11 protein-coding genes are annotated in these 20,107 nt (G+C 47.3%); 6 read left to right on the top strand and 5 right to left on the bottom strand.

What is annotated here, in order from left to right; translation table 11 throughout:
* The first annotated feature begins 7 nt into the window (after positions 1 to 7).
* From QVO66_RS01345 to QVO66_RS01335, 3 genes are all read left to right on the top strand, one after another.
* Entirely contained in the window at positions 8 to 1,303 is a 1,296-nt protein-coding gene (locus tag QVO66_RS01345; RefSeq protein WP_021853577.1) for a TolC family protein, read from the top strand.
* Positions 1,304 to 1,463: 160 nt separating this feature from the next.
* The gene (locus tag QVO66_RS01340; RefSeq protein ID WP_288172425.1) at positions 1,464 to 2,561 is read left to right on the top strand and encodes a metallophosphoesterase; all 1,098 of its coding nucleotides are present in this window, start codon (positions 1,464 to 1,466) and stop codon (positions 2,559 to 2,561) included.
* A gap of 739 nt (positions 2,562 to 3,300) precedes the next feature.
* A complete protein-coding gene (locus QVO66_RS01335; RefSeq protein WP_021853575.1) occupies positions 3,301 to 5,613 on the top strand; it encodes a TonB-dependent receptor in 2,313 nt (770 codons plus the stop codon).
* A gap of 310 nt (positions 5,614 to 5,923) precedes the next feature.
* Here the strand turns inward: QVO66_RS01335 and QVO66_RS01330 are convergent, their stop codons facing one another.
* Positions 5,924 to 6,295, bottom strand: coding sequence for a thioesterase family protein (locus QVO66_RS01330; RefSeq protein ID WP_021853573.1), 372 nt, complete (start codon positions 6,293 to 6,295; stop codon positions 5,924 to 5,926).
* A 142-nt stretch (positions 6,296 to 6,437) separates the two neighbouring features.
* Here QVO66_RS01330 and QVO66_RS01325 point away from each other — a divergent pair, with 142 nt between their 5' ends.
* Positions 6,438 to 6,947 (top strand): gamma carbonic anhydrase family protein, encoded by a 510-nt coding sequence (locus tag QVO66_RS01325; RefSeq protein WP_021853572.1) that lies wholly within the window; start codon positions 6,438 to 6,440, stop codon positions 6,945 to 6,947.
* 173 nt (positions 6,948 to 7,120) lie between these two features.
* Here QVO66_RS01325 and QVO66_RS01320 read toward each other — a convergent pair whose 3' ends face one another.
* Complete coding sequence (locus tag QVO66_RS01320; RefSeq protein ID WP_288172424.1) at positions 7,121 to 8,641, bottom strand: hypothetical protein; 1,521 nt, start codon at positions 8,639 to 8,641, stop codon at positions 7,121 to 7,123.
* A 113-nt stretch (positions 8,642 to 8,754) separates the two neighbouring features.
* Positions 8,755 to 11,553, bottom strand: coding sequence for a TonB-dependent receptor (locus QVO66_RS01315; protein WP_288172423.1), 2,799 nt, complete (start codon positions 11,551 to 11,553; stop codon positions 8,755 to 8,757).
* Positions 11,554 to 11,755: 202 nt separating this feature from the next.
* Here QVO66_RS01315 and QVO66_RS01310 point away from each other — a divergent pair, with 202 nt between their 5' ends.
* A complete protein-coding gene (locus tag QVO66_RS01310; protein WP_288172422.1) occupies positions 11,756 to 12,787 on the top strand; it encodes a DUF4421 domain-containing protein in 1,032 nt (343 codons plus the stop codon).
* 642 nt (positions 12,788 to 13,429) lie between these two features.
* On the opposite strand, the gene QVO66_RS01305 is transcribed toward QVO66_RS01310, so the two are convergent.
* Both QVO66_RS01305 and QVO66_RS01300 read right to left on the bottom strand, forming a co-directional pair.
* On the bottom strand, positions 13,430 to 13,606 hold the full coding sequence (locus tag QVO66_RS01305) for a hypothetical protein (RefSeq protein ID WP_021853568.1): 177 nt from the start codon (positions 13,604 to 13,606) through the stop codon (positions 13,430 to 13,432).
* Positions 13,607 to 13,648: 42 nt separating this feature from the next.
* Entirely contained in the window at positions 13,649 to 16,594 is a 2,946-nt protein-coding gene (locus tag QVO66_RS01300; protein ID WP_021853567.1) for a chitobiase/beta-hexosaminidase C-terminal domain-containing protein, read from the bottom strand.
* A gap of 472 nt (positions 16,595 to 17,066) precedes the next feature.
* On the opposite strand from QVO66_RS01300, the gene QVO66_RS01295 reads away from it, so the two are divergent.
* Entirely contained in the window at positions 17,067 to 19,967 is a 2,901-nt protein-coding gene (locus QVO66_RS01295; protein WP_288172421.1) for a M16 family metallopeptidase, read from the top strand.
* Positions 19,968 to 20,107 lie beyond the last annotated feature (140 nt).

The following is a 20,107-nucleotide window of genomic DNA, read 5'->3' as shown; positions in this document are numbered from 1 at the left end:
AAGCGTTATGAACAATGATATAAAACTAATCGGGCGCGCCCTCTGCGGTCTGCTGGCCGTTCTTAGTCCGGCTGCTGTGCAGGCTCAGACGGGCCTCACGCCCGAGATGTGCCGCAGCATGGCCGTGAGCCATAATGCCAAGATGGTCAACGCCAAGAATGCAGTGGCTGAGGCAGAGCAGACAAAGAAAGAGGCCTTCACCAACTATTTTCCCATTGTCAGTGCCACCGGCATGGGCTTCAATGCCGACAAGGGCATGGCCAAGATGCAGCTTCAGCCCGACATGGCCATGGAGATGTGCAAAAACGGACTCATGGGAGGCGTTACGGCAGTTCAGCCCCTATTTGCCGGCGGACAGATTGTCAACGGCAACAAGCTTGCCGGACTGGGCGTTGACGTGAGCAAGCTGCAGCTCGAAAAGTCGGAAAACGACGTGGAACTTACAGCCGAACAGTATTTCTGGCAGCTCGTGGCTCTTAACGAAAAACTCAACACGCTGCACGTGGCCGACACCATGCTCACGCGCATTTATCGTGATGTAAACAACTCGGTCAACGCCGGCGTGGCGCTGAAGAACGACCTGCTGCAGGTGCAGCTCGAGAAGAACGACAACATGAGCAACCGCGTAAGCCTTGAGGGCAACATCGCTGTGGCAAGAATGCTGCTCGCACAATATCTCGGACTCGAGGACAGCAGCTTTGTGCTCGTGTCAGACATCAGGGTGGGCGAGATGCCCGAGTCGCCCGCCTCGCTGAAGAGCGACCACCGGTCGGCACTGCAGCTTACGCCCGAATACCGCCTGCTCGAAAAGAACGTTGAGGCCACGAGGCTGAAGCAGAAGCTCGACGTGGGCAAGAACATGCCTACGGTGAGCGTAGGCGCCGGATATATGTATCACGACCTGCTCGACTGCAGCCGCTCGTTCGGCGTGGTGTTTGCCACGGTCAACGTGCCGCTGTCGGCATGGTGGGGCGGAAGCCACGCCATAAAGCGCCGCAAGATGGAGGTTGCCGACGCGCAGACCGAACTTACGGACAAGTCGCAGTTGCTCGTCATCGGCATGCAGAAGGCATGGAACGACCTCAACACGGCATACACCCAGCTGGGCATAGCCTGCAAGTCGATAGAGCAGGCTGCCGAAAACCTGAGGCTCAACAACAGCTACTATCGCGCCGGAACCGCCACCATGACCGACCTGCTGAAGGCTCAGACGCAATACACGCAGAGCCGCGACCGCTTCGTTGAAACTTATTGCAATTATAAAATACTGACTCTTCAATATCTTCAGTTAACAGGTAGATAGTATTGTTTTGAGTTGCGCCCGGAGAGAAATCTTCGGGCGTGTTTTTTTGTCTGTCAGTTGTGCATGTTTTACCGAAAATATTACCATTATCCCGTTTTTCGTGCTGCTGCCGTGCCGTAAGTGCAGCGAAAGATGTAACTTTGCAGCCATACTTAAAACAATGAAAACAATGTGGTTTGTTCTTTTCTTCGTGCTGCCGTTCGTCGGCCTTGCCTATGTTCTGTGGCATGTGTGGTGCCTCCTGCCGCTGTCGGCGGGCTGGCGCTGGGCTGTGGTGGGCGTTGGTCTGGCGGCATTTCTCACCCTGTTTCTTAACTTTTCGCGTGCCATCGACGGCCTTCCCCTCAATCTGGCTTCGGCATGTTACGAGGTGGGCAACTCCTCCATATTCATCCTTCTTTATCTCGTCATCGCCTTTCTGCTGCTCGACCTCGGGCGGCTTCTGCACATAGTGCCGCGCTCATGGCTCTATTCCAACTGCATCGTGTCTACGGTGCTGTTTGCCGTCGTAGCGCTTGTGTTCATTGCCGGCAACATTCACTATAACAACAAGGTGCGTCATACCATACAACTCACCACCGACAAGCATCTCTGCCGCCCCGTTAAGGTGGTCATGATGAGCGACCTTCATCTCGGTTATCACAACCGCCGCAAGGAGCTGGCGCGCTGGTTGGACATGATTAACGCCGAGCATGCCGACCTTATCCTTATTGCCGGCGACATGATAGACATCAGCATGCGTCCGCTCATCGAGGAGAACATGGCGTCAGAGCTGCGCCGTCTCAACGCTCCTGTGTACGCCTGTCTTGGCAATCATGAGTATTACAGCGGTGAGCCGCAGGCGCAGAAGTTCTTTGCCGACGCCGGCATAACGCTGCTGCGCGACAGCATGGCCAACGTAGGGCAGCTGTGCATCATAGGCCGCGACGACCGCACCAACCCGCGCCGCCGCAGCGTGGCGGAGCTTATGCGCAGTGCCGACAAGAGCAGATACACCATTCTGCTCGACCATCAGCCCTATCATCTCGACCGCTCCGAGCGTGCCGGCGTTGACTTTCAGCTTAGCGGCCACACCCATCGCGGGCAGCTATGGCCCATATCGTGGATAACCGACCGCATCTACGAGTGCTCTTACGGACCGTGGCAGCGCGGCAACACGCAATATTATGTAAGTTCGGGCCTTGGCATCTGGGGCGGCAAGTTCCGCATAGGCACCTGTTCAGAGTATGTTGTGGCTACGATAACGGGGCGCAAATAGCCGTCGTCAGAAAAAGCCCCTGAAAATCGTAACATTTTACATAATTTTCCCTTTCAGATTAGATATTTAAGTCCTAAAATAAGCCTATCCATTAAGGAATATTTATCGATTTACTTTCGAACTGTTAGTGGCCGAGTTACGCATCGTAACTCGGCCACTTTTTATGCAAAAGTGGCCCACTTTTCAAGCCTAACTCATAGCCTTTTTTCGCGGATTCTGATGGAATAGGAGAGACGGACCATGATATTAAGAGTAAAGGAACGGGGTTAGATGTTTTATAAGGTGAATGGCAACAAGGCAAAATGACTTGTTGGATTTTTTAAAGGGTATATATTATTGGAAGTTATCGGATCACAAATTAGCTTCGCTGACTTTCAGTTCTAATATTTAATTCCGGCAGATTTTTTGCTGCGTTCAACAACTCGTACAAATCAGCCGGCACATTAGTCTTGTTGGTATTTATGGAAGTAATAAGGCAACAAAGCTAATGTTCTGTCAGATTTGTAATCTGACAGCGATGAATATAAGAACTGAAAGTCAGCGAAGCTAATTTGCGATCCGCAACTCCTATCTTTTTATTGACTAATAGGAAACTTAACGGAAAAATTCATTCGCTTAAACCGCGAAACAAGTGATTATCAGCCGGTTGTCGGGATAATGTCAGTAAAATGTCAGTTGTTTTATAGCTGAATTTTTTTGTCAAACTTTATTTTTGCAAAATTAAAAACAGCTATTAGTTATGAGAAAATTGAAATTTATTTTTCTGCTGCTTTGCGGTTTAATGTGTACAATATCTACATTGGCCCAACATACCATAAAGGGTATTGTGAAAGATTCTAAGGAACAATTTATAATTGGAGCTTCAGTAGTAGTAAAATTCAAAACAGATTCTCTTTATTATAAAGGATGCACCACTGACGGAGAAGGACAATTTGCTATAGAAGGACTTGCGTCAGGAGACTATATTCTTGAAATTTCATTTTTGGGATATTTAAATCATCATCAGAATCTGAAATTGAACAAGACTATGGATTTGGGAATAATTCATCTACAAGAAAAGTCTTTAAACATTGACGAAGTTGTTGTAACAGCCAGCATGGTAAAAAGGTTCGCCGATAGGAAAGAATATAAATTAACTAATGCTGAAAAAAGACAATACAGCAGCGCTTTGTCTGCTTTGGAATTTCTGCCTAAGATTCAGGTCCTTGATCAAAGTGTTTCGTCTGTAGATGGTAAGGCTGTAAAGATTCTGATTAACGGTGTCCCGTCAACTCCGGCAGACCTGTCTGTCATATCTCCTGATAATATTTTAAAAATCGACTATTACACACAGCCTCCAATACAATACTCTAATATGGGATTAGGTTCGGTAATAAATGTAGTAACCAAAGAAAAACAAACAGGAGGCACTGTTGGTATAAACACCCAGAATGCTGTTACAACAGGTTTCGGCAACAATGTTGTTAATTTTAAGTATAATTGGGGCAATTCACAGATTGGTGTGACTTACAATATCAATTACAGAAACTACAACAAGAGAATCTTGGATGAGAATATGACATATTCGGTTGGAGGGATAAATTATGAAAAAATAAAAAGTGGTCATAATAGTCCGTATGCCTATGAACAGCAGATGGCTGAAATCAGTTTCAACAATTCAAAGATTGACAACTATCTGTTCAGTGCAAAACTGTCTTTCAATTCATTAAACCGTAGACGTTCGTCGAAACAAGACATAATATCGAGAATCAATGGAATGGAGTCTGACAAGATAGGCGAAAGCTCTGACAGGGATAAGTATATCAGTCCGGTTTTGGATATGTATTTCAGCAAGCAATTCGGCTCAAGACATGAGCTTATAATGAATATTGTCGGCACATACTATAAATCTGACTATGACTATGAGTACAAGGAAATGATGGATGGAAAAAAGGATTTTGAAACAGCAACAGTGATAAACACTGACAAATATTCTGTTATCGGAGAGGTATTGTATAACAATAAAATGAAAAAGGCTGATCTATATGTTGGAACAAGGTATATGTATAACAACAGCACTCAGAACAATTTGCCTTCAAATAATATAATAACAACCAATGAACTCTATTCTTATTTGGGAATATCCGGGATGCTGGGCGAGAAATTCAATTACAGCATAAGCGCCGGCGTGAACAACAATATTTTTACAACAATTGAAAACGAGACGTACAACTTCACTTATTTTCGCCCTCAGGTGCGACTGGGATATTTTATTGATCGGAGTTCGGAATTAATGTTCAATTATGAAGTTAATACAGAAAATCCGTCAGTATCTTCATTGACTTATAATCCGTATTATAAGGATCCGAATTATATATTCACAGGAAATCCAAATTTGTCACCAAGCAATAATCATGAGTTCTCGTTGTCCTATTTCAAAGGTTTCAAGAAGTTTGTTATTAATGCAATGGTAGGATATTCATATACCAAAGATGCCATTGCACCGGTCTTTCAATCTGATGACACAAACATCATTGAGACATACAGCAATCTGGACAACGCACAGAACATGAAAGCCAGCTTATTTCTACAGTGGTATCCATTCTCAGATAATATTCTTAGGTTGAGGCTATACTCAGAAGTGTTTCATCAGAAGAATAAACTTGGAGACTCGAAATGGAATCATACAGGCTATTCAATAATACCTTCAATATATCTTGCATATAATAAATGGGGACTTCAGGTGTTTTATCAGACTCAGAAAAAATCTCTTATAGGACAGACCACGAAAAATATACCAAGTATGGCATCGGTAGAATTGTCTTATAAACCGATTAAAAATTTGACAGTCACGGGTGGCATAAGATATCCTTTCTATGATTCATGGAAACAGGTTACGTCTGTATCAGGAACATCACTTCTGCAACGTACAGAGACTGAAAGAATTGTAAACAATGCCAATATGGTATATGTAAATCTTGTTTACAATATCTCATTTGGCAAGTCTAAATCCGGAGCGAAATTGAAAATACAGAATAAGGATAAGGATTCTGGTATTCTGAATAGGGAGTGATTATTTTATGAACTGACGAAAAGTGAACTTTGTGATGTTCGTTATTTCAAAACATTAGCGGATCGCAGATCCTGATATTGATCTGAAATTCATACCTATTAATCAAAAAAATAGGAAGCTCCGGCAGATTACAAATCAGCCGGCCCATTAGTCTTGTTGGTATTTATGGAAGTAATAAGGCAACTAAGCTAATGTTCTGTCAGATTTGTAATCTGACAGCATGGAATATAAGGATCTGCGATCCGCAGCTTGCCAACAAAAAGGTTTTAGTCTTGTTGTTTTGTTCGATATACCTTTAGGTTGTAGCTTCTTACAGCTTACTCATAAACTTCTCGCGGTCAACGATGAAGCGCAGGTGAGTGCCTTCGCCTATCACGACGTCGCCCTGCATGGCTTTGACTGTGAAATACAGTTTGCGTCCGTCTACCTTTGTCAGCGTGGCTTCTGCCTTGACCTCAGCTCCTAATGGCGTAGGCTTCAGGTGTGATGACTCTATGTGTCCGCCTACGGTGGTGCTTCCTTCGGGCAGTTCGGGGGCAACTGCCAACATTGCGGCGTTCTCCATCAGCGCCATCATGGCCGGCGTAGCCAACACGGGCATGTCGCCCGACCCCATGGCCTTGGCGGTGAGAGCTTCTGTCACCGTCAGGCTGCTTGTGTGTGTAAGTCCTGTTTCCAGCATAATATTTATAGATGTTTTTATTTTCAATGTTCAAAAATACATAATCTTTACTTTACGTGCAAGCTATTAAGTGCCGATTTTTTGTTTTGCAATATAAAATAAACTAACTTTGCATCGTGAACATAAAAAAGATAATAACATTATGGCATTAATAAAATCAATAAAAGGTCTGACACCCAAATGGGGCAAGGACTGCTATTTCAGCGAGAACGCCACTGTTGTTGGCGAGGTTAACATGGGCGACGAATGCTCAATATGGTTCAACGCCGTTGTGCGCGGAGACGTGGCTCCCGTAACCATAGGCAACCGTGTAAACGTGCAGGACGGTGCCTGCGTGCATGTTACCAACACCACCGGTCCGGTTGTCATTGAAGACGACGTGAGCATAGGCCACAACGCCACCGTGCATGCCTGCACGATACGCCGCGGAGCGCTGATAGGCATGGGCGCAACCGTGCTCGATAATGCCGAGATAGGCGAGGGCGCGATAGTTGCTGCCGGCGCACTGGTGCTGCAGGGCACAAAGATAGGTCAGCACGAGATATGGGGCGGAGTGCCTGCCAAGTTTATCAAGAAGACACGTCCCGACCAGGCAGAGAGCTTTGCCAAACATTATGTGGAATACTCTAAGTGGTATCTTGAGGAAGAATAACAGCCTTTGTCGCTGCCGTGTCGTGCCGTTCACCGGCTGTTGAGGCTGATGCTATGATGTGTATGCCGTGGCGACGATAAAAGTAATATCTGAATAAAATACAAAAAACAGACGCCCCGCAGGAACTGTTCCCGCGGGGCGTCATTGTCTTATAGGATCTTTAAATCAAGAAATTAATAGTCTGCGTTCTGAGGATCGAAGTTAGTCCATCCGTTGAGCCATGTGTCGCCTGCTGCGAAAGCTCCGATGTAATCAACCTTGTCGAAACCGCTTGAGAGCAGAGAGTTAGTGAATGCTGCTGCGCTGAGCAGTGGGCTGCCTGATGTAGGAATATAACCTGTTGTGTCGAACCAGCCTGTAGCTGCGTCATAAACCTGATTGCCGCTCTGAGCCTTGAAGAATGTGCTTGAGAATGAAGGCTTGGTCTGGTCAACCTGCTTTGTCTCGTAGTTGTAAAGTCCGTCAACATAAATCTTGTTGAAGTCAGTACCAACAGCGTCAACGTTAGCCATCCAGATGTTCTCCAGTTTCAAGTTGCCTGCTGTTGCTGCGCCCTGTGTGTCGCCCTTCTCGTTGTCGATGATGATACCGATAGGCCAGCCTATTGCAACAGAGTTGAAGCAGTTGAGGTGAGTGTCGCGGCGTATGTGCATTGCAGCCTGGAACTTGCCGAGGCTTGAGCCGTTGTTGGGATAGTAGTTGCCGCCGTTGATGTAAGAAGCGTCGTTCACGAACGAAGCGTCTGTAGCCATCGGGCCTACGAGTGTCATGTTAGAGAATACGGCTGATGTGTGAGGCTCGCTGTTAGAACCGTCGGCGTTGTTGTCGCTCTCAAAGCTGTTGCTCTGTGATACGTCGGCAATCTTAGAGTCGCGTACTGACAGACCGAACTGAACTTTTCCGCTGAATCCGTTATCTGTATCGAAGTCGTCGTCCCATCCTTTGTATGCAATGAGGTATTTGCAGTTTACTGTTCCGCCGAACCACTCGTAAGAGTCGTCGTTAGAGTAAGACACCTGTACGTGGTCGATCTTTGTGCCGCTACCTACAGATCCGAGTGTAAGACCGTTGATCTCCTGGTCTGTCTGGAAAGGATAACCGGCGAACTCTATACGTACATAGCTCAGTACACCAGAGTTGTCGGCGTCGTCGTTGCCGCCGTGCTTTGTGCGCGGGCCGCCCTCAATCTGTATTTCGCTCTTGTTGTTCTTTGCCTTACCGCAGAGGATGATGCCACCCCAGTCGCCAGGACGGCGGTTGCCTTTAGCCTCTTCTGATGTAAATACGATAGGCTCTGTTGCTGTTCCCTGTGCGATGAGCTTGCCTCCGCGCTCAGCTATGAGCGAAGCCTTTGTCTGCTTGTCGCCCTTGATTACGGTTCCCGGCTCTATTGTAAGCTCGGCTCCGTCGGCTATGTAAACCCATCCTTTCAGGATATATGTGCCTTTCTTGATAGTCTGCTTTCCTGTGAAAACAAACTCCTGGTCACCGTTTCCAATCTGTGTACCGTTGTCGTTTACGTTGGCGTCGCCGTCTGCCGTGAACAGCAGGTGGTCGCAGGCCTTGATACCGCCGTTGGTGGTCCAGTTGACACCGCTCTGTGTAGTGCCTGAATTGTCGTCGTCGCTGCAAGAGCTCATTGTGAGCGCCATTGCCATGATGCCTAAGCATCCGTAAAGTTTAAACTTGTCCATTTTCATCTTTTTGTTAAACATCTTATAGTGAATAATTTTTTTTATTTTTTCTTTTATGGGAGTAATGGTACTGATGGGAGTAATGTGGGCGGATGTTCCGCCTTGTCCCTTTATCAGAACTTATACACTGCGCTCACTCCTATGTTGCGTCCCGGTTTGTATGCCCTTGTTATCTGTTCTACCTCGCGGCTTGTTCCGTTTGAGTAGTGAACGTCGGCAAACTGTTTGTAGTAAACCTTCTGGGCAAGCAGGTCGCGTATGCTTAGTTTCAGCTCCCAGTGGTTGCCGAATTTCTTTGATGCCGACAGGTCTATCACGTCGCGCGGCATCTCGTAGCTGTCGGGCACTCTCAGTGCCTCGTTGCCGCTTGTTGTTCCTTCGCTGCGTCCTACTCCGATAATTCGTTTACCTATGCGGTTGTAGAGCAGGGCTACGTCGAGCTGCAGTTTGTCGTTCTTATAGAATAGTCCGGTGTTTACGAGGTAAGGCGACTGGCCCTGCATCGGGCGGTCTTCTTCTTTAGAGCCTGCTTCAAACTTAACGCGGCTCTTAATCAGTGCGCCGTTGAACGACCAGCTGAATCCCGGCAGACCTATGAACGAGAGGTCTTTGCGTATGTCAAGCTCTATACCGTAGTTGTTGGCGCGCTTAGCGTTCATGTAAGAATACACAAGACTTGTTCCGCCCGTAACGGTGTAGGTCCACTCGATAGGTGAGTCGAAGTATTTGTAGAATGCCGCTATTGAGATAAGCTCGCCCTTTGAGGGATAGAACTCGTAGCGGAAGTCTACGTTCTGTATGTAGCAAGGCTTCAGGTCGGTGTTACCCTGCACGTCTGAAGCCAGGTCGAAGTCGTAGAACACTGAGGGCGACACCTCGCGGAACTCAGGACGGTTAACCGTCTTTCCGTATGACAGGCGCAGCTGGTGCTTGTCGTTAATCTTGTATGTGGTGTTCACCGAAGGGAACAGGTCGTTGTACTCATAGTTGTGGCTGAACGGACTTTCGGCGTTGTCGCGTGTGTTCGTTATCAGCTCCATGTGGTCATACTCGTAGCGCAGTCCGGCATAGATGTTGAAGTTGCCGAGCGGAATGTTTGCCGCAAAATATCCTGCACCGAGATAGTTGTTGCCCTTATAGTTGTTGCGCATGTGCTGTTCCTCGAGCAGATACAGGCGGTCGGCACCGAAATAGCTCTCGTCGCTGAGCATCTCTGAAAGGTCAAACTGGCGGAAACCGTCGGGCAGGGTGTTGCTGGCAGCGTTCCAGTTGTATATAAAGTCGCGTGTGGTGTATTTACGTGTGCGGTATTCGCCGTATGCTCCAAATTTGAGCGACGGTGTGAATGAGCCGAACTTAAAGTCGTGCTTGTCGTTCACCGCAGCTGAAACGATGTGCTCGTCGAGCTTTGTCCATTCGCGTGATATGTCGTTGGGGCTTGTCAGCTGCATCACTCCCGGCTCCAGTGCGTCGTTTATCAGATAGCGGCGGCGGTCGGGCACGTTGCGGTTGGCATAAGAGTAGCTTGCGCTCCAGTCAAGTTCGTCAAGCGCAAAGGTGTGCTTTCCGGTTATCTGTCCGTTGTATGTGGTGCGGCTGCGGTAGTAATATTCAGCCGAGTTCTCGTTGTCCGACTGTGCGCTCAGTCCCTCGCGCCATGTGTAGCGGTCGTTGCCAATCTGGTTGAAGATGTTCTTCAGCTGATACTTGCTGTTGCCGTCGGCAGAAAGAAGAGTGAAGTTGAGCATGGCTCCCAGTCGAACGTTGTGGTTATACTGGTCGTCTACAGAGTAGCGCAGATAGTTCGACTCGTCTTTCTCTGCGTCGTACACGCCGTAGAGGTTGTTCTGCATGTCTTCATACTTGCGGTATTCGTTGCTGTAGTTGAAGGCAGCAATCATTCCGAGCTGGCGGTCGCCCAGCTTCCAGCGGCGTCCCAGTGAGCCCGACAGCTTCAGGTCGCCTACGGGGTTCATGTTTCTGACGCGCCAGTCGTTGTTCAGATGGTTGTTCAGCAGGTCAACGCCGTTGCCGGCAATGCTGTTAAGCGTGGAGTTTATGCCTCCGTTAAGTCCGCGCATTCCGCTGTCAAATCCCAGAAAGTCGGTGCCCGAGCCTTTGGCGTATTTAAAGTCAGAGAACGAAGTTATGTCGTTCCAGTTGCCGCCGACAGACAGCTCAGCCGTGTTCTCCGCCGGAATGTCCTTTGTCGTTATGGTGATAAATCCGCCCGTATAGTCAGCCGGATATTCAGGCGACGGAGTCTTTATTATCTGCATGTTGTCAATCTGTGAACTCGGAATAAGGTCGAAAGAGAAAGCCCTTGAGTCGGCTTCCGAACTCGGCACGGCTCCGCCGTTGATCCAAACGTTGTTGTAGCGCTGCGAGAGTCCGCGCACCATGACAAACTTGTCGTCGATGAGGCTCACGCCCGGCACTCGGCGTATCACCTCTCCTGCGTTTGTGTCCTGTGTCTTTGTTATTTCCTGTGCCGATACGTTGCTCACTATGACGGGACTGCTCTTGGTCATTTGTATTACCGCAATCTCTGTATTCTTCCTTGCTACGCCGGTAACCGTGACCTCGTTCAGTGTCTGTTCGTCAGGTGTAAGTTTAATCTCTATCGCCTGTGGCTGAGCTTCAGCCCGAACCCCGTCAATTTTTTTAGTCTTGTAAGAGATGTATTTTATGGTTAAAGTATAATTTGCGTTTTCGTCAAGTCCGCTGAATGCGAACAGACCGTCAATGTCTGTTGCCGTTGCCTTAGGCGTTCCGTCAATCTGTATGGTTGCTCCTATGAGCGGTTCGCCTGTCGTACTGTCTGTAACTTTACCCTTAATGTCTGCTGCATACGCCTTGAATGTTGTGATGATAAATATCAGCGCCGCGGCCAATCTTAACCTTTTAGTCATACTTTGAAATGCTTTCTATCGTTTACGGTTGCAAAGTTATATGGGGCATGTTGCAATGAGGTTAACGCCGTGTTATGAAAGACTGACAAACGTGTTGCAAATCTGTAACTCAGTTTGCGCATGGCAGCCGGTGAGACATTTGTGCGAATCATTGTTGCATGAAATGAAATAAAAACGGTGTTGCAGCGTTCTTATATTACAGATGCTTACACTATTGCTTGCGGCCGCAATGACGGCTGTGCCACACGACAGCGCCTCCGTTGCTGCTGCTGACAGCATTGATGCCAAAGAAAGAATCAGGGCGGAGGCTTACCGGGCTAAGCGCGAGATTGACAAGATACTCGATATGCGCGACAGCCGGGCACGCAGCAGTATTGACTCTGCCTATCTGGAGCGCGTGCCGCAGCGTCTGCGCTTCAAACTGACGTTGAATGTTTCGGGCTCTGACATCGACACGCGGGGCGTAAATGAAGACGGTAAGTTTACTACTGAGATGAAGGCACAGAACAAATATACCGTAAGCCTTAGCGCGTCTTACCGCGGACTGTCGCTCAGCGTTGCCTTAAATCCGGCGCATCTTGCAGGCAAGAAGAAAGACTATGAACTGAACATGAACGCATACGGCAACAGGCTTGGAGCCGACGTGATATTCCATTCGTCAAAGACCTTTGAAGGCAGCGTGCATACTTCTCACGGCGACACCGGCATACCTGCCGGAATGATAAGTCAGAACATGCTTACGCTCAATGCCTATTATGCCCTCAACGGCCGTCGCTTCTCTTATCCGGCAGCCTTCAGCCAGTCGTGGCTTCAGAAGCGCAGCTGCGGAAGCCTTATGCTGGGTGCCTCGTTCATGGGCGGAGTGCTCAAGGTGCGTCACGACGACGTGATAGGCAATCCTGAGTCGAGACTGAGCATTGCCTGCGCAGGCATAGGCGTGGGTTATGGCTACAACCTCGTTTTGCGCCACGGATGGCTCACCCATCTTTCGGCTCTGCCCGAGCTTGTGGTCTACAGCCGTTGCCGCATAACATCAGCCGGCAGCCGCACAAAGATGCCTTACAGGTTTCCCAACATAATAGCCGTGGGGCGCATGGCTGTGGTGAGGCACTTCGGCCGTTATTTTGCCGGCTTTACCACCGTGGTTAACACGTCGCAGCTTGGCGACCGTGACATTCTGCTGCTTAGCAACACCAAATGGCGCGCCCGCCTGTTTGTCGGTATAAAGATTTAGGGTTAAGCCTGTTTGTGTTCTGTTGCCGTGCGTTTCGCCGTGTGTATTGTTCCTGTTTCTTGTGCATTCATGCTTTCAGCTGTCTTTTTGTTTGCTCAATATAAAGCAAAGATACAGGCCTAATTCTAATGCTCTATAGGTTTGGGCTTAACTAAAAAAGTTTTCGCATAAAACTCATCACTCGTCACATTTCGCTCTAATGAGCTGAAACACAGATCGTTAAAGTGTGATGAGTTGCTTTTTGAACTCATCACACTGCAAGTTGTTGACTTACAGTGCTTTAAAGCCTGTTGTGACGAGTGACGAGTTAAAAAGAAAATTTTTTTAGTTTTATATGAATAATGCAGTTTGGTCAATCACCCTATAAGCTAAATTAAGCAAACAGCTTTTCTGTTGTGTCATGCCATTGTAAAAGCATGCCTTTTACATTCTGAAAGGCCACGTTTTATGATGCAAAAGCATACCTTTCACAATGCGAAATGCCGTGTTTTGTATTGTTTGTCATCAGTCATACATAAAACTATATATGGGCTGTTGGCTATTTAGTCTTATTTGGCATAATGTAGGCAGGCATAAAAAAGCAGAGAGGCAAGCACCTTGACGCATGTCCCTCTGCATATAACTGAATTATAAAAACATTTTTTAGTCTTCTTCGCCCCAAATGCTTTTTCTTTCAGGAGCGAGCATCGGACCGTCGCTGTATTCGTCGTTAAGGCCCAGGTCGTTATCTGATACCGGGGGAATAGTAGAGGTCTGCATCAGGTTACCTTCAAACTTTACTTCTATTATGTCACATTCAGGTTTAATATACTTTTTCATAATTTGTTCTCCTTATTATTTATTTTATTGTTTATATCGTTTTTATTTAACAGCCACTTTCTTTCCGCCTACTATATATATGCCTTTGGGCAGGTTGTTGAGGCTCTTGCCTGCATAAATGCCGGTTACGGTGTAAATCTTCTGGCTGTCTCCGTTGCTGTTCATAATGCCGTTAATGGCTGTTGTGCTGCCGTCGCCGTCGAGTGAGAAGCTTGCCGGAGCCTGTGATGCGTCTGTTATGTCGATGGCAAGGAATGCGCGGTTGGCTGTGTATTCGAATGCTGCGCCGTTGGTTGCGCCCCAGTAGAATCCGCATTTGCCGTCGTTGTCAAGTGCAAGCTTGTAGTATTTAACGTTGGTTCCCTCAACAAATGTCATTCCGTCTGCGTCAACGTTGTCTGCGCCATAGAGCATGTTGCCTGCAGGAGCCGTTTCTTCAGATGTAGTGTAGTTTACAGTGTAGTCGCCTTTCTCGCCTTTAAGCACGATAGGAGTCTTAGCAGGAACAGTGGTGCCCGGCTGATAGTTGTAGCTTATGGTGAGCTGGTTTGTCTCCTTGTTGGCTTTGGTTACAATTCCGCCCTGCACATTCTCCGGCATTACAAACGCCTTGTCGGTGTAGTATGTGGCGAAGCCGGCGTCGGTGATTGAGAATGAACCGGTGGTAGGCTCTGACACTTTTTCCCATACAAAGGTTATGTCTTTGATGTATAATGCTCCGTCGTTGCTTCTTATTCCAACATAAGGATAGTTGCCTTCGATGGTCAGTGTTGTTTCACCTTTTGCTAAGCTGCCGATAAGTTCACCTTGGTTTGTATTACCACTTGTTTCATAAAGTTCTGCTGCGCTTGTATATGGATTTGTATTTCCGTAGACATCAATTTGTCTGGCGTTTGCAGTTGAATTATCCCATGTTATAATTATCTGAGATATTCTTCCACCTGATGTTGTAGCAACAATTCCAGAATTACTTTTATCTGATCTTAATTGTATAGAGCCATTTTTATTGGCAGAATTACCTGCATAAACAGCACCAGAAGTCTTTGTTACGCCGGAGAAATCTTTATAAGAATTAGCTTCTCCTTTCAAGTCGGCGGCTGTGATAACATCGCTATAAACCTGCTGGTTCGGATCAACGATTTTCACTGTGCATGTTGCAGTTGCGCCTGTATATTTGTCGCTTTCTGCCATTGTAGCAGTAACTGTTACGCTTCCGGCTGTAGTGCCAGCTAAGAATTCGCCTGATGTTTCATCTATATACCAGTCGCCTTCAGTTGCAGAATAAGTTATTTGTGCATCCGGATTGTTTGATACGGCTTTCAGAGTAATTATCTCATCAAAGTTCACTGTATATGATGGCTGTTCAAATTCGAGTGTTGCGGCGGTCTTGTTTACCGTAAGTTCATACGAAGACTTAACCTCAGGGTCAGATGCCAGTGTGGCGGTTATAGTGGTAGTTCCTGCGCCTACGATGGTTATCTGTCCGTCTGTCTCACCGATAGTGGCAACGCTCTTGTTTGAGCTGTCGTAGTTTACTGCTCCCTCGTATGTGTTAGTAAGAGTAGGCAGAGCGCTTATGTCGCCGTTGTTGATATCTATTTCAGCCGATGTTGCTGTCCATGAGAATGTTTTAGCATTTTCGTCTTTTGTTATGTCGTCCTGTGAAAAGACGTTCAACTGCTTTTCGTCATAGTAAATTCCGGCTACTCCAATGATGTCTATTGTTTCTCCCAATGTCATTGAGATAGACTCGTCGGCTGCTCTTACGGCTAATGTTGTTCCGTTTTGTGAAATCTCGCCGTTTCTGTTGCTGAAAGCAGAAGTTACTTCAGCTGCGGTTACTTTAACAAGGCGTGATTCATATTTGTCGTAGTTGTTTGTAAGTTCTTCAAGAGTAACTTCTGTCGGAGCTACAGCTCCTCCGTCTGTTATAATTATGTCGCCTTCGATGCTTATCAGTTCGGCCCAGTTGTTATACATAAAGCCTTTTACAGTGGCTGTGCCGTTGATAACCTGACCTTCTTTTAAGTCGTTGTTATACTTGAAATATTGTATACCGGTTTCGTTTTCTTCGATAAATGCATTGTTGCCGCTAACTTTTGTTACAACGGCATTGTTCAGGCTTACAATATATTCTTTAGCGTCCTTTTGGCTTGTTACGTTGTCTTCTCTTATCTTGGCGCGCAGTTCGGCAAGTCCGTTCAGCGCATTAATCTTTGTATATGTGGCTGATACCTCACTGCTGTTTTCCAATGTTCCGCTAGGGTCAACCGTTATGGCGCGTATTGTTGTTGTAGCATCTATAATAAGTCCTTCGCTCGGAAATTCAGTTGAGTTGGCGTCAAGTGTAGCCTCCGGGTCTGTGGTATAAACAATCTTTCCGCCTTCAGTGGCTGTTGAGGCTGTAACGGTCAATGTGTTTGCGAACGATGTGCCTGATGCCGGACTGAATGTCGGGGCAGAGCATTGAGTGGTAGCACCTTCTTCATAAGTTACAGTTATCTTTTTTAAGTAAATGGCTTTTTCGCTATTATTTGTCCATATTACTTCTACTTTTCCTGATGATTGGCCTTCAAATCTATAAGGTGTGTTTGTCGTTGTTATTTTTGTTGCATTTCCATAATCAACGTTTCCAACTTTAACTTGAATTGTAGCATTGATTTTTGATGCACCGCTTGTTTCTATTACAACAGATTTAATTGTACCTTTAAAATCTTCCGTTGAAAGGTTTATAGAAGTAGCGGGTTTGCTACCAGAGCCAATTTGTTGACCTTTTGTGCCGTCATATCCCCAAAATCCGGCACCAGGAGCATCTAATGACCATGTAATTCCGTTAAGTGTTTTACTTCCGTTGCCATCCCATGTCTTTTGTTTTAATTCATAGGAGTAAACAGTCTCTTGTCCCCATACATTTACCGAGGCCAAGCACATAAGGGTTAGCAGCCAAAGTGCCAATCCATTTCTTTTTTTGTGTGTAAAATTTTTCATAAAAGTATTATAAGTTAGTCGATAAAAATCATTTATACAAGTAGCGATTATTGATTGTTGTTCAAAAGTCGTTATAAGTGTTCTATTTCTATTTTGCAAATATATAGATATATTTTAAATGGGGTATAACAAATAGAATAAAAAGATGCTTTTGAAATAGATTTATAACAAAATCGTAAAATGGTGGGTGAATTTTGCCTGTTGGTAGATTTTTATCGGCTGATTTTGCAAGGCTATATCTTCGTGAATCATTTGCAGGTTTAAAGTTATGAGATGTCCCATGTGCTGTTAATGTTTGTGCCTTTGATTGCTGTCTGTGAAATGATAAAAAGCTAAAATGACGTTAAAGACAATGCGTTTTGATGTGAGTAAGGGCAGCTGAAAGACTAATTTTATTTATTTTTGTGGAAACGTTAAACACAGGCGTGCAGCAACTTTATCCCTGCCGGCACACCACATACACAATGATGATATGATGAAACATACAGCCTTGCTTATATGCCTCATGGCACTTTCGGGCATCACGGCTCATGCTGCCGGATATGACGACAATGCCATGAAGGTGAAAGAAATGAAACTGAGTAACGGACTTACAGTGTGGATAAATGAAGACCATGCGCTGCCGAGAGTGTTCGGCGCCGTGGTGGTGAAGGCAGGAGCTGCCGACTGCCCCAACACCGGCATTGCACACTATTTTGAACACATAATGTTTAAGGGCACCGACAAGATTGGTACGGTTGACTATGAGAAGGAACGGCCGTGGCTCGACTCTATATCTGCCAAATACGACCAACTGGCGCAGACCAAAGACGAGACCATGCGCCGGCAGATACAAGCCGACATAAACCGGCTGGGCGCAAAGGCTGCCGAATATGCCATACCCAACGAGTTCAGCAACCTTGTGTCGCGCTACGGTGGTTCGGGACTTAACGCCGCAACGAGCCTCGACTATACCGTATATTACAACACGTTTCTGCCGCAGTATGTAGACCAGTGGGCGTCGCTCAACAGCGAGCGCCTTATCAGTCCTGTGTTCCGCCTGTTTCAGAGCGAACTCGAAACCGTGTATGAAGAGAAAAACATGTATGCCGACAATGTGCTTATGAACGCATACGAACGTGTGATGGAAAACTTCTTCAGCGGAACGCCTTACGCTTATCCGATAGTGGGCAGCACCGAAAGCCTGAAGAATCCGCGTCTGAGCGAGATGCGCAACTTCTACGACCGTTATTATGTGGCAGGAAACATGGCGCTGATACTTGCCGGCGATGTGTGCGCCGACTCAATTAAACCGCTGCTCGAGCGCACGTTCGGACGGATAAGGGCAGGCGAGGCTCCGGCGCGCAGCGAGTTTAAGCCCGTGTCGCTCGCGTCGCGGCCGGAAGTAAGACTGCGCATACCTTACCCCATAGTCAAGGGCGAGCTTATGGCATTCCGCACTCCGTCGCACGGACATGCCGACGAGGCTGCGCTCGACATAGCCGTGAGACTGCTGACGAACAACTTCGGTTCGGGCAAGCTCGACTCTATAAGCAACAACGGCGGCGCACTTATGGCCACGGCCATGACTGCCGCGCTGAAGGATGCCGGCATAACGTTTGTGGCAGGAGTGCCGAGTCTGCCGTTCGGCTCGCGTAAGAAACTTATGCGTAGGTGCATGGAGCAGGTGGAAAAGGTGAAGAACGGCGACTTCGGCGACAGCGACCTGCAGGCGCTGAAGATGGAAGCCGGGCGCGAGCTTAAACGCAAGCTGGAAGATGCCGACAAGCGCGGATGGATGATGGTTGAGGCTTACGGCAACGGCGAAGACTCGTGGGCTGAATATTTAGACCGTGAACTGGCTGTTGAGAATGTGAGTCGTGACGACGTGATGCGTGTGGCGCGCAAATATTTCAACAACGAATATATGGACTTCGTCAAGAAATACGGCAGCTATCCTTCCGACAAGGTGTCGCAGCCGGGATATAAGCCCATGCCTGCAAAGAACATAACGGCGCAGTCGGCTTATGCCGCCATGCTCGACTCCATGGGGCACAAGGATGTTGATCCGCGCATAATCGACTTCGACCGTGACGCATCTCGCATAAGTCTCGGCCGTATGGCAGAGCTTTATGCCGTCAAGAATAACGTCAACGACGTGTTCACCCTTCAGCTTATCTATCACAAGGGCAAGATTGCCGACCCGCGTCTGGAGGTGCTCGAATCGTATATCGACGCGCTCGGCACCGACTCGCTTACAAGTCAGCAGCTGCGCCGTGCCCTGCAGAACGTCGGTTCTACGCTCAGTTTCAGTGCCGGCAACAATTCGTTCATCATATCCATGCAGGGCTTTGAGCGCAACCTTGAGCCTTCGTTGAGGCTGCTGGGCCATTTCCTCTCGTCGGTGAAGCCTGACAAGACACAGATGTCTGAACTGAAACGTGCGTGGCGCCTTAACGACATGGCGTTTGTGAAGGATAATTCGAGCATTGCTAATGCTGCGCTGTCGAAGATAGCCTACGGCAGCAAGTCGGCTTATCTCAACCGTGTGTCTGTTGGTGATGTCAAAAAGATGGAGCCCGAAGAGCTTGTAAGTCTGTTTGACAGCCTTCAGAACGTGCAGCTGTCTGTTGTTTATTGCGGCAGTCGCGACGCTGAGTCGGTGGGGCAGGAGGTAAGCCGTCTGTTGCCTGTTGACAAAGCCCGTGAGCCATACGCTGACACCTATAAGCCGCTGATGCAGTATGACGCCCCGGCTGTGTATATCTTCGACAATCCCAAGGCGCGCCAGACTGTAGTTGCCACATACACGCCGCTCGCCCCTGTGCCTGAACAAGACGAGCGCACCTGCCTGAAGCTGTGGGGCAGTTATTTCGGCAGCGGCATGTCGTCGGTAATGTTTCAGGATTTGCGCGAGTTGCGCTCGTATGCTTATTACGCTTCCGGCACAGCCGAAGTGCCGTCGCCCGTGCTACATGCCGACGCTCCCACGGCGTTTATGACAATTATGGGCACTCAGGCTGACAAGACAATGGATGCCGTGGCTACGCTCGACAGTCTGTTTGCCTGCATGCCTGTGCGCGACAAGAACATGAGCGACGCCCGCCGTTCGATGCTCAACGGCATAAACAACAGTTATCCGTCGTTCCGCAACATAGGTCAGACCATAGCCTTGTATCGTGCGCAAGGCTATAAGGCCGATCCTGACGCCGCCCTGGCGGAGTCGTTGAAGACCGTTACAGACGAGGATGTCTACGACTATTATAATAAAAATGTGAAAGGCCGTCCCTACATCTTGATTATTGTAGGAGACAAGTCGAAACTCGACATGCAGAAACTTTCAAAATACGGAAAGATAACAGAATTGAAGTTGGATGAAATATACAGAATGTAATTTTTTAATTCATAATTCACAATTCACAATTCATAATTGGGAACGCTGATTTTAATTCATAATTCATAATTGGAACTGATGATTTAAACTCATTCCTAATTATAAAGTGTAATCATAATTATCCATTCTCAATTCTCCAT

Source organism: Prevotella sp. CAG:255 (assembly GCF_000431195.1).
Taxonomy (GTDB): Bacteria; Bacteroidota; Bacteroidia; order Bacteroidales; family Bacteroidaceae; genus Prevotella; species Prevotella rara.
This window is presented reverse-complemented; position numbering and strand designations above follow the sequence as displayed.

What these genes read in the sequence shown, in the direction of transcription:
- QVO66_RS01345 (WP_021853577.1), top strand. Translation starts at nt 8, where the DNA reads ATGAACAATGATATAAAACTAATCGGGCGCGCCCTCTGCGGTCTGCTG.
- QVO66_RS01340 (WP_288172425.1), top strand. Translation starts at nt 1,464, where the DNA reads ATGAAAACAATGTGGTTTGTTCTTTTCTTCGTGCTGCCGTTCGTCGGC.
- QVO66_RS01335 (WP_021853575.1), top strand. Translation starts at nt 3,301, where the DNA reads ATGAGAAAATTGAAATTTATTTTTCTGCTGCTTTGCGGTTTAATGTGT.
- QVO66_RS01330 (WP_021853573.1), bottom strand. Translation starts at nt 6,295, where the DNA reads ATGCTGGAAACAGGACTTACACACACAAGCAGCCTGACGGTGACAGAA.
- QVO66_RS01325 (WP_021853572.1), top strand. Translation starts at nt 6,438, where the DNA reads ATGGCATTAATAAAATCAATAAAAGGTCTGACACCCAAATGGGGCAAG.
- QVO66_RS01320 (WP_288172424.1), bottom strand. Translation starts at nt 8,641, where the DNA reads ATGGACAAGTTTAAACTTTACGGATGCTTAGGCATCATGGCAATGGCG.
- QVO66_RS01315 (WP_288172423.1), bottom strand. Translation starts at nt 11,553, where the DNA reads ATGACTAAAAGGTTAAGATTGGCCGCGGCGCTGATATTTATCATCACA.
- QVO66_RS01310 (WP_288172422.1), top strand. Translation starts at nt 11,756, where the DNA reads ATGCTTACACTATTGCTTGCGGCCGCAATGACGGCTGTGCCACACGAC.
- QVO66_RS01305 (WP_021853568.1), bottom strand. Translation starts at nt 13,606, where the DNA reads ATGAAAAAGTATATTAAACCTGAATGTGACATAATAGAAGTAAAGTTT.
- QVO66_RS01300 (WP_021853567.1), bottom strand. Translation starts at nt 16,594, where the DNA reads ATGAAAAATTTTACACACAAAAAAAGAAATGGATTGGCACTTTGGCTG.
- QVO66_RS01295 (WP_288172421.1), top strand. Translation starts at nt 17,067, where the DNA reads ATGATGAAACATACAGCCTTGCTTATATGCCTCATGGCACTTTCGGGC.